Consider the following 9,010-nt stretch of genomic DNA (forward strand, 5'->3'; position numbering starts at 1 on the left):
CACCGTCCCCCGGGAGAGCAAGTCCATGACCGGCACGCCCGCAGCGTCACCGCCCACCGACCCGCCCGGCTCCCGGACGACGATGCTCGACCTGGACGGCGAGGTCCGGCTGCTGACCTTCCCCGGTCCGCCCGGCGCGCCGGTGCTGCTGTGCCTGCACGGGCTGGGCGGGTCGGCGCTCAACTTCGCCGCGCTCGGCCCGCTGCTGGCGGCCACCCACGAGGTCGTCGTCCTCGACCTGCCGGCGCACGGCCGGTCGCGGCCGCCGGCCGGTGCGGACGCCGCCGGCGACGCGCTCGCCGTCCTGGACGGGGTGCTCGCGACGTTCGCAGGCCGGCCGGTGACCCTGGTGGGCGCCTCGCTCGGCGGCGTGCTCGCCCAGCGCCGGCTGGCCCGCGGGAGTGCGCCGATCGAGCGGCTGGTGCTGCTCGACCCGCCGGTGCCGACGACGGTCGGCCGCGCGTGGGACCCCCGGCTCACCCCGCGGCTGGCCTTCCTGTGGGCACCGGGCGTCGGCGCGCTGGTGCAGCGGCAGATGGCCCGCACGGGTCCCGAGGAGACCGTGCGCCGGCAGCTCGCCCAGGCCACCCCGCACGTCGACCGGGTACCGGCGGAGGTCCGTGCGGCGACGGTGGCCGAGACCCGCTGGCGGGACACCCGACCGGACGCCGCGGCCGCGCGCACGGCGCAGTGGCGGATGATCCTGCAGACCCTGCAGCTGCTGTCCCGGCCGGCCGCGTGGCAGGCGGAGCTCGCCCGGATCGACGTCCCGGTGCTCTGGCTGCAGGGCGCCGACGACCTGCTCGCGCCGGTCGGTCACGTGCGCGCGCTGGCCGCCCGGCTGCCGGCGTGGTCGCTGCGGGTGCGCGGCGGCGTCGGCCACCTGCCGCACCTGGAGGACCCGGGGTGGACCGCCGCCCAGCTGCGGGAGTGGCTCCCCGCCTGACCGGTCAGGCGGCCTGGAAGCTGCGCTTGGACAGGCCCATCGCGTAGCCCTCGATCGCCGTCGTGACCGGGGCCTCGGGGTCGGTCGCGGCGCCGAGGGTGACGAACAGCGGCGTGAAGTGCTCGACCGTGGGGTGCGAGTACGGCATGCCCGGTGCCCTCGACGCGAACGCGGCCAGGGTGTCGACGTCCCCGCGGGAGAGCGCGTCGGCGGCCCAGGCGTCGAAGTCCGCCGACCAGCCGGGGACGACGTCGCCGCTGAACATCTCCCGGGTCAGGAACGGCAGCCCGTGGGTCATGAAGCCGCTGCCGATCACCAGCACGCCGTGCTCGCGCAGCGTCCGCAGCCGCTCGCCGAGCGACAGCAGCGTGGTCGCGTCGTGGGTGGGCATCGACAGCTGCAGGACGGGGACGTCGGCGTCCGGGTACATGATCTTCAGCGGCACCCAGGCGCCGTGGTCGAGGCCGCGGGTGCGGTGCTCGTGCAGCTCCTCGCCGTCGGGCAGGACGCCGCGCACCAGCCGGGCCAGCTCGGTCGCCGGCGGGGTGTCGTAGCGCATCCGGTAGTACATCGGGGCGAAGCCGCCGAAGTCGTAGACCAGCTCGGTGGGCTGCGTGCTGGTGATCGACAGCGGCGCGGACTCCCAGTGCGCGCTGACGATCAGGACTGCCGTCGGCTTGGGCAGCGAGCGGGCCCAGGTGTGCAGCTGGGTCATCCAGGCGGCGTCCTCGAAGGTGGGCGGCGCGCCGTGGCTGAGGTAGAGGCTGGGCAGCGCACCGTCGGCCGGCGTCCAGGCGCGCTGCGGGTCGGCGGCCTCGAGCGCGGCGTGCTGCCGGAGGTGGGTGGCGAACGGGTGCTCGTGCACGGTGGACTCCGTCTTCAGCCGGCCAGCGGCAGGTCGAGGGTGTGGGCGGTGTGGTCGCGCTTGGCGCGCAGGTAGCCGGCGTTGGCCGGGGACAGGTGGACGCCGGTGGGCAGCTGCTCGGCGACGTCGATCCCGTGCTGCGCGAGCTGGGCGGTCTTGTCCGGGTTGTTGGTGAGCAGCCGGACCCGAGTCGCGCCGAGCGCGGTGAGCATCTGCGCGGCGGCGGTGTAGTCGCGCTCGTCGTCGGCGTGGCCCAGTGCGCGGTTGGCGGCGTAGGTGTCCAGGCCCGCGTCCTGCAGCGCGTAGGCGTCGAGCTTGGCGTAGAGGCCGATGCCGCGGCCCTCCTGGCGCAGGTAGAGCAGGAACCCGCCGGCGTCGGCGATCCGCTCGACGGCCTCGCGCAGCTGCGGACCGCAGTCGCAGCGCTGCGAGCCGAAGACGTCGCCGGTGAGGCACTCGCTGTGCGGGCGCACCAGCGGCTCGCCCGTGCCGCGCCAGTCGCCGAGGCCCAGCGCGAGGTGCTCGAGGCCGTCGGCGAGGCCGGTGAAGGTGAAGACGTCGGCCGTCGTCGCGTAGCCGTCCGGGAACGACAGCGGCACGGACACGTGCGTGCGGACGGCGGCGGGCGGCATGCTCATGACCCTACCGAAGATGTATGAGCTTTCAAGTATTCCGGTTCCGGGGCATGATCCCGGCATGCCCGCACCCGGTACGCCGCTGGAGAAGCTCGGCTTCCTGACCATCGGCCTGTTCGACGACGCCGACCCCGCGGCCGGCCACGAGACGACGCTGCAGGTCATCGAGCTCGGCGAGCGGCTCGGATTCGACAGCGCGTGGCTGCGTGACCGGCACCTGCAGTACGGCATCTCCTCACCGGTCGCCGTCCTGGCTGCGGCCACGCAGCGCACCTCCCGGATCGAGCTGGGTACCGCGGTGATCCCGCTGGGCTGGGAGAACCCGCTGCGGCTGGCCGAGGACCTCGCCACCGTCGACGTGCTCTCCGGCGGGCGGCTCAACCCCGGCGTCAGCGTCGGCCCGCCGATGCACTGGGACGACGTCAAGGGCGCCCTCTACCCGGACACCGCCGACACCGAGGACTTCAGCTACACCCGCGTCTCCCGGCTGCTGGGGTTCCTGTGCGGGGAGAAGGCGACCACCTTCGCCGGCCGCGAGGGCGTCGTCGAGGAGTGGTCGGACCGGGTGCAGCCGCACTCGCCGGGGCTGGCCGCCCGCACCTGGTACGGCGGCGGGTCGCTGCGCTCGGCCCAGTGGGCGGGGGAGCAGGGGCTCAACTTCCTGACCTCGAGCGTGGTCAAGGCCGAGCGGACCGAGGACTTCGCCACCGAGCAGGCCAGCCAGGTGCGGGCCTTCCGCGCCGCCAACCCGACCGGCCGGGTGTCGCAGGGGCTGGTGGTCATCCCGACCGACTCGGCGTCGGCGGAGCAGAAGGCCCGGTACGCCGCCTACGTCGACGCCCGCACCCCGCGGACGGCGTCGCCGCAGGGCCCGGCCCGGATGATGTTCGCCCGCGACCTCATCGGCTCCTCCGAGCAGATCGCCGAGCAGCTGTACGCGCACGCCGGCTTCCGCGAGGTCAGCGAGGTGGTGTTCGCGCTGCCGTTCAGCTTCGAGGCCGACGACTACGTGCAGATCCTCACCGACACCGCGCAGCACCTGGGGCCCGCGCTCGGCTGGTCGCCGTCCGCCTGACGGCGGGTGGCCGGAGCGGCCGGCTCAGACCAGCTCGGGCACCCGCAGGTGGGCGACGACCAGGTCGAACTCGGCGACCTCGGTGACCTCCAGGCCCATCGCCTCGGCGAACTCCTCGCCCATCTCCTGCTCCTCGGCGACGGCGGCCTCCATCGCCCGCCGGTCGGCGTAGGTGATCGCGGTGACGCCGCGGTGCGCCGCCCGGTCGACCAGCAGGCTCAGGCTGCAGAAGCCGGTGAGGTCGTCCAGTCGCGGCAGCAGGCTCATCCGGAAGGCCTCGATCGCGTCGTCGAGCTCGTCCGCGGCCATGGCGCTCCACACCAGCCGCACGCAGGCGCCCTCACCGGCGGGCCGTTCCCGGTGCAGGACGGCGATCTCCCACTCCTCGACGTCGACCCGGTCGGCCCGCAGCACCTCGGCGACGTGCTGGCGGATCGCGCGGACCGGGCCGGTGCTGGCGCGCATCGCGTCGGCGTCGTCCCAGGCGGTGGTGATGATGCAGCGACCGAGGTACCGGTCGGCGAGCATCGACATCCCGATGCACCCGGGGACCGCCGCCATCGCCGGCCAGACGCGGCGGCGGACGTGCGCGGTGCCGGCGTCGACGGCGCGGGGGTCACCGTGGACGGTGGTGGACCTGGCGTACATGCCGGCGCTCCTCCCTGGCGGCGCCCGACCGGCGCCGCCGCACCCCGAGGGTCGCGGGCGCGCCGGGATCCGCCAGCACCGCCGGCACCGGGCGGCGGCGGCGCGGCGTGTGCGGACGCTCCGTGGCGGGCGGGGTGCGGGGGGAGCGGGGGATCGGTCGACCGGGGGAGCGGCCGGCCGATCCCGGGGTGGTTCAGGAGATCGCGCGCAGGATGCTGCCGGTGTGCCCCGCCCCGTGGCAGGTCGGGCACTCGTCCTCGTCAGCCGCGGGCGTACGCGCCTCGGCCTTCGCGGCGAGCTTCTTGCGGAGCTTGCGCATCGACGTCTCCCCGTCCGTCAGGTCGGAGAGCCAGCCGTCGAGAGCATCCTCCTGGAGTGCGTGCTTCGTGGTGCCCATGGATCGGTTCTCGGCCAGCGGGGTGGGTGGGTTGACCGGTCCGGAGCGGGAGCGCCAGATGAGTCGCGTGTGACTGGCGTGCCGACCGGAGTCGCGGTCAGCCGGCGGTCAGGGCGCGCTCGATCCAGGCCGCGGCGGCCAGCAGCCCGGCGTCCCCGCCGGTGCGGCCGGCGAGCTGGACGCCGAACGGCAGCCCGTCGCCGGTGCACCCCGCCGGCAGGGACAGCGCCGGCTGGCCGGTGACGTTGAACGGGCCGGTGAACAGCCCCTCCACCTCGCCCTCGGGGGTGTCGATCGGCGGCGTCAGCTCCGGCGCCGGGAACGGGGCGACCGGACCGAGCAGCACGTCGACGCCGTCCAGCAGCGCCTCGGCGGCCGGCCGCAGCCGGTCGCGGCGGCGCAGCGCGGCCGCCCGGTCGGCCGGGTCGGCCGCGCCGGCGGCCTGGAACAGCCGCAGCGTGTCCGGGCCGTACCAGCCGGGCTCGGTGGCCACCCGCGCGCCGTGCACCGCCCACGCCTCGGGCAGCAGCACCGGCACCAGCAGCTCCCCGAGCTCGGCGAGCACGCCGTCGTCGACCTCGACGACGCCCGCCCCCGCGTCGGCCAGCCGGTCGAGCACGTCGCGGGTGCGGGCGGCGAGCTCGGGCTCCAGCGCCGGGTGCGCCAGCTGACCGGCCAGGACGCCGATCCGCGGACGGCGCGGCGCGGCCGGCAGCGGCCGGTCGGCCAGGACAGCGAGGACGGCGGCCGCGGTGGCCACGTCGCGGGCCAGCACGCCCACGTGGTCCAGCGACGGGGAGAGCGGGGTGACGCCGGCCAGCGGCACCAGCCCGTGCGTCGGCTTCACCCCGACGACGCCGCAGTAGTGCGCGGGCAGCCGCACCGAGCCGCCGGTGTCGGTGCCCAGCGCCGCCGGCACCACCCCGGCGCCGACCAGCGCCGCCGACCCGCCGCTGGAGCCGCCCGCGGTGCGGTCGGGCCGCACCGGGTTGAGCGCCTCGGGCAGGTCGGGGTGCGGCGCGCCCGCGGCGTACTCCAGCAGCGAGGTGGTGGCGACGACGTCGGCCGCCGCGGCCCGCAGCCGGGCGACCACCGGGGCGTCGTGCTCGGCGGGGGACCCGCCCATCGCCGTGGGGTTGCCGTCGCCGCGCACGCAGCCGGCGACGTCGATCATGTCCTTGACCGCGATCGCGGTGCCGAGCAGCGGGCCCCCGGCGGCCCGCGGCGGGTCGGGCAGCACCCGGACGACGGCGCGCAGCGGGCGGCCCACCCGCTCCAGCGCCTCGTAGGTCGCGGCCAGGGCGGCCTGCCGCTCGTCGTCCGTGCTGCCGGTCATGCCGCGGACCGTAGCCAGCCCGGGGAACCGGCGCGTTGCCGGCTCAGGCGAGCTCGGGCACCCGCAGGTGGGCCAGTGCCAGGTCGTACTCGTCGACGGCGGTGACCGCCGCCCCGGTGACCCGCGCGAAGTCCGTGCGCAGGGCGAGCCCCTGACCGCCGGCGCGGTGCATCGCCGCCCGGCTCTCGTAGGTGACCGCGGCGACGGCGCGGTCGTGCTGCGGGTCGACGAGCAGGCTCACGCTGCGGAAGCCGGCCAGGTGCTCCAGCCGCGGCAGCAGGCCGGCGCGGAAGCTGTCGACCACGGCTTCGGACCCCCCGCGCGGGAGGTCGAGGGAGGTCACCCGCACGCAAGCGCCCGCGCCGGAGGCCTGCTGCCGGTGGAACACCGCGATCTCCCACTCGGCGACCTCGGGGTCGGGGGCGCCCAGCTGCTCGGCGACCTGCCGGCGGAGTTCCCGGACGTCCTCGGGGGCGACGGCCATCGCCTCGGCGCCGGCCCAGGCGGCGGTGACGACGCAGCGCCCGGTGCGCCGGTCGACGAGCATCGAGACGCCGAGGGCGCCGCTCATGCCGCGCATCATCGGCCAGACGTGGTCGCGCACGTGGGCGATGCCGGCGTCGACCAGGCGCGGGTCGCCGGTGAGCATGGTGGTCCTGGCGTGCATGGCGATCTCCTCCCGGCCGCGTCTCCATGGTCCTCGCGTGCGGCCGCGCTGCCACCTCCGGGCGGTGGAGGAGGCGGTTGCGGAGGGTGTCGGCAGCCCCTCGGCGCGTCGAACCGGCGGGCATCGACTAGACAGGGGGCATGACCGAGGTGGCGAACTCCGACGCTGGCTGGCTCTCGCGCGAGGAGATGGACGCCGCGCGGGAACGGCTGCCGATCCTCTACGTCGACGCGGTGCCGGTGCGCGTCGACGACCACGGCACGGTGACCGCCGTCGGGCTGCTGCTGCGCATCGGCGAGGACGGCCAGGTCAAGCGGGCGCTGGTGTCCGGCCGGGTGCTGTACCACGAGCGGGTGCGCTCGGCGCTGCTGCGGCACCTGGAGAAGGACCTCGGCCCGCTCGCGCTGCCCCGGGTGCCGACCTCCCCCCAGCCGTTCACCATCGCCGAGTACTTCCCGACGCCGGGCGTCACCCCGTTCCACGACCCGCGCCAGCACGCCGTCTCGCTGGCCTACGTGGTGCCGGTCGAGGGCGACTGCGCGCCGCAGCAGGACGCGCTGGAGCTGACCTGGTTCTCGCCCGACGAGGTCCGCCAGGGCTCCGTGCTGGCCGAGCTCGCCAACGGGCAGAGCGCGCTGCTCATGCAGGCGCTCGCGCACTGCGGGGTCTGAGCTCCCGCTCCGGCCGGCCGATCGGCCACACTGCCCCGAGCTGATCGGCGGGGAGGGCGGGGCATGGCCGGGTTGGAGCTCGTCGTCCTGGTCGGGGTCGTGGTGGTGCTGGCCTCCCGGCTGGCCGGGTGGGTGCACCTGCCACCACCGCTGTTGATGCTCCTGGCCGGCGCCGCGCTGAGCCTCCTGCCCGGGCTCGGCGACGTGACCCTGCCGCCGGACGTCGTCCTGCTGCTCTTCCTGCCGGCGCTGCTGTACTGGGAGGCGCTGAACTCCTCGCTGCGGGAGATCCGGGCCAACCTGCGGGTGATCCTGCTGGCGTCGGTCGGGCTGGTGCTGGCCACCGCCGCCGGGGTGGCCGTCGTGGCGCACGCGCTGGGCCTGGACTGGCCGATGGCCTGGGTGCTGGGCGCGGTGCTGGCGCCCACCGACGCCACCGCGGTCGCGACGCTGGCCGGGGCGCTGCCCCGCCGCGTGCGCACGATGCTCACCGCGGAGAGCCTCGTCAACGACGGGACGGCGCTGGTGCTCTACGCCGTCGCGCTCGGCGTCGCGCTGGGCGGGCACTCGCCGTCGAGCTGGTCGGTGGCCGGCCGGTTCGCCGGCTCGTACGCCGGCGGGCTGGCCATCGGGCTGGCTGCCGCGGCGGTCGCGCTGGGGCTGCGCCGGCTGGTGCGCGGCACCGACCTGCGGCTGGAGAACGCCGTCAGCCTGGTCACCCCGTTCCTCGCCTACCTGCCGGCCGAGGCGCTGGAGGTGTCCGGGGTGGTCGCCGTCGTCACCTGCGGGCTGGTGCTCAGCCAGCTGGGGTCCAGCCGGATCGCCGCCGCGACCCGGGTGCAGGCCACCTCGTTCTGGCAGCTGGCCAGCTTCCTGCTCAACGGCGCGCTCTTCGTGCTCATCGGGCTGCAGCTGCACCCGCTGGTGACCGGCCTGTCCACCGACCGGCTGCTGGCCGGCCTGCGGGACGGCGTGCTGATCGCGGTCGTGGTCGCCGGGGTGCGGGTGGCCTGGAGCTCGACGGTGCCCTACGTCATCCGCGCGCTGGACCGGCGGCCCGCGCAGCGGCTGCGCCGGATGGGCTTCCGCCAGCGGATGGTCAACGCCTGGGCCGGGTTCCGCGGCGCGGTGTCGCTGGCCGCGGCGCTCGCGGTGCCGGCCACCGGCGAGGACGGCACCTCGGTCGCCGACCGGGACGTCGTCCTGCTGGTGACCTTCGTGGTCATCGCGCTGATCCTGGTGGTGCAGGGGCCGACCATGCCGCTGGTGGTGCGCTGGGCGCGGTTCCCGGCCGACACCGCCGAGGCCGACGAGGAACGCGCCGCCGACCGGCGGATCACCGAGGCGGCGCTCGGCGCGCTGGAGGAGCGGGCCGCGGCGATGGGCGTGGACGGCGCGGTCGTCGACCGGATCCGGGCCGACTACCTCGCCCGGCTGGCGCACCTGGACGCCGAGGAGGACGGCGACGGCGCGGCCGGCGACGACCCGGCGGGGGAGGAGGCCGAGCACCGGCTGCGGGTGCGGCTGCTGGCCGACAAGCGCGCGGCGCTGATCGAGCTGCGCAACGCCCGGACGATCGACGACATCGTGCTGCGCCGCATCCAGGGCCGGCTGGACGTCGAGGAGCTGCGGCTCACCGACACCCGCACGCTGTCCGAGGAGTGACCCGGCGGTCGTGCCCTGGGCCTGCCAACCACCGCACTGCCCGCCGACCTCACCGCCAGCGGTAACGATCAGGCACTGGCTGATGCCCACACCCGCGCCGACGCG

At 75.9% G+C, this 9,010-nt stretch carries 10 protein-coding genes; 4 read left to right on the forward strand and 6 right to left on the reverse strand.

Annotated elements, in window-relative coordinates; all coding sequences use genetic code 11:
• Positions 1–25 precede the first annotated feature (25 nt).
• Positions 26–946 carry an alpha/beta hydrolase gene (locus tag AB0J00_RS19775; protein WP_357748167.1) on the forward strand — a complete coding sequence of 307 codons (921 nt, stop codon included), beginning with the start codon at positions 26–28 and terminating at the stop codon, positions 944–946.
• A 4-nt stretch (positions 947–950) separates the two neighbouring features.
• Here AB0J00_RS19775 and AB0J00_RS19780 read toward each other — a convergent pair whose 3' ends face one another.
• Together AB0J00_RS19780 and ribA are read right to left on the reverse strand one after the other, a co-directional pair.
• On the reverse strand, positions 951–1,811 hold the full coding sequence (locus tag AB0J00_RS19780) for a class III extradiol ring-cleavage dioxygenase (protein ID WP_357748170.1): 861 nt from the start codon (positions 1,809–1,811) through the stop codon (positions 951–953).
• 14 nt (positions 1,812–1,825) lie between these two features.
• On the reverse strand, positions 1,826–2,449 hold the full coding sequence (gene ribA / locus AB0J00_RS19785) for a GTP cyclohydrolase II (RefSeq protein WP_357748173.1): 624 nt from the start codon (positions 2,447–2,449) through the stop codon (positions 1,826–1,828).
• Between the two features lie 58 nt (positions 2,450–2,507).
• Here ribA and AB0J00_RS19790 point away from each other — a divergent pair, with 58 nt between their 5' ends.
• On the forward strand, positions 2,508–3,521 hold the full coding sequence (locus AB0J00_RS19790; protein WP_357748176.1) for an LLM class flavin-dependent oxidoreductase: 1,014 nt from the start codon (positions 2,508–2,510) through the stop codon (positions 3,519–3,521).
• Between the two features lie 24 nt (positions 3,522–3,545).
• On the opposite strand, the gene AB0J00_RS19795 is transcribed toward AB0J00_RS19790, so the two are convergent.
• The 4 genes from AB0J00_RS19795 to AB0J00_RS19810 all read right to left on the reverse strand — a co-directional run bounded on the left by AB0J00_RS19795 (position 3,546) and on the right by AB0J00_RS19810 (position 6,569).
• Positions 3,546–4,169: a hypothetical protein gene (locus AB0J00_RS19795; protein ID WP_357748179.1), complete on the reverse strand. Its 624-nt coding sequence runs from the start codon at positions 4,167–4,169 to the stop codon at positions 3,546–3,548.
• Positions 4,170–4,362: 193 nt separating this feature from the next.
• A complete protein-coding gene (locus tag AB0J00_RS19800; RefSeq protein WP_357748181.1) occupies positions 4,363–4,566 on the reverse strand; it encodes a hypothetical protein in 204 nt (67 codons plus the stop codon).
• 97 nt (positions 4,567–4,663) lie between these two features.
• On the reverse strand, positions 4,664–5,902 hold the full coding sequence (locus AB0J00_RS19805; protein WP_357748184.1) for an amidase: 1,239 nt from the start codon (positions 5,900–5,902) through the stop codon (positions 4,664–4,666).
• A gap of 43 nt (positions 5,903–5,945) precedes the next feature.
• A complete protein-coding gene (locus tag AB0J00_RS19810; protein ID WP_357748187.1) occupies positions 5,946–6,569 on the reverse strand; it encodes a hypothetical protein in 624 nt (207 codons plus the stop codon).
• A 140-nt stretch (positions 6,570–6,709) separates the two neighbouring features.
• Here AB0J00_RS19810 and AB0J00_RS19815 point away from each other — a divergent pair, with 140 nt between their 5' ends.
• A complete protein-coding gene (locus AB0J00_RS19815) occupies positions 6,710–7,240 on the forward strand; it encodes an NUDIX hydrolase family protein (protein WP_357748190.1) in 531 nt (176 codons plus the stop codon).
• 63 nt (positions 7,241–7,303) lie between these two features.
• A complete protein-coding gene (locus AB0J00_RS19820) occupies positions 7,304–8,905 on the forward strand; it encodes a Na+/H+ antiporter (RefSeq protein ID WP_357748193.1) in 1,602 nt (533 codons plus the stop codon).
• The last annotated feature ends 105 nt before the right edge of the window (positions 8,906–9,010 follow it).

Source organism: Modestobacter sp. NPDC049651 (genome assembly GCF_040659695.1).
Lineage (GTDB): Bacteria > Actinomycetota > Actinomycetes > Mycobacteriales > Geodermatophilaceae > Modestobacter.

Bases quoted from the DNA above. Each gene is read 5' to 3' on its own strand.
- AB0J00_RS19775 (WP_357748167.1), top strand. From the start codon at position 26: ATGACCGGCACGCCCGCAGCGTCACCGCCCACCGACCCGCCCGGCTCC.
- AB0J00_RS19815 (WP_357748190.1), top strand. From the start codon at position 6,710: ATGACCGAGGTGGCGAACTCCGACGCTGGCTGGCTCTCGCGCGAGGAG.
- AB0J00_RS19805 (WP_357748184.1), bottom strand. From the start codon at position 5,902: ATGACCGGCAGCACGGACGACGAGCGGCAGGCCGCCCTGGCCGCGACC.
- AB0J00_RS19795 (WP_357748179.1), bottom strand. From the start codon at position 4,169: ATGTACGCCAGGTCCACCACCGTCCACGGTGACCCCCGCGCCGTCGAC.
- AB0J00_RS19790 (WP_357748176.1), top strand. From the start codon at position 2,508: ATGCCCGCACCCGGTACGCCGCTGGAGAAGCTCGGCTTCCTGACCATC.
- ribA (WP_357748173.1), bottom strand. From the start codon at position 2,449: ATGAGCATGCCGCCCGCCGCCGTCCGCACGCACGTGTCCGTGCCGCTG.
- AB0J00_RS19800 (WP_357748181.1), bottom strand. From the start codon at position 4,566: ATGGGCACCACGAAGCACGCACTCCAGGAGGATGCTCTCGACGGCTGG.
- AB0J00_RS19810 (WP_357748187.1), bottom strand. From the start codon at position 6,569: ATGCACGCCAGGACCACCATGCTCACCGGCGACCCGCGCCTGGTCGAC.
- AB0J00_RS19820 (WP_357748193.1), top strand. From the start codon at position 7,304: ATGGCCGGGTTGGAGCTCGTCGTCCTGGTCGGGGTCGTGGTGGTGCTG.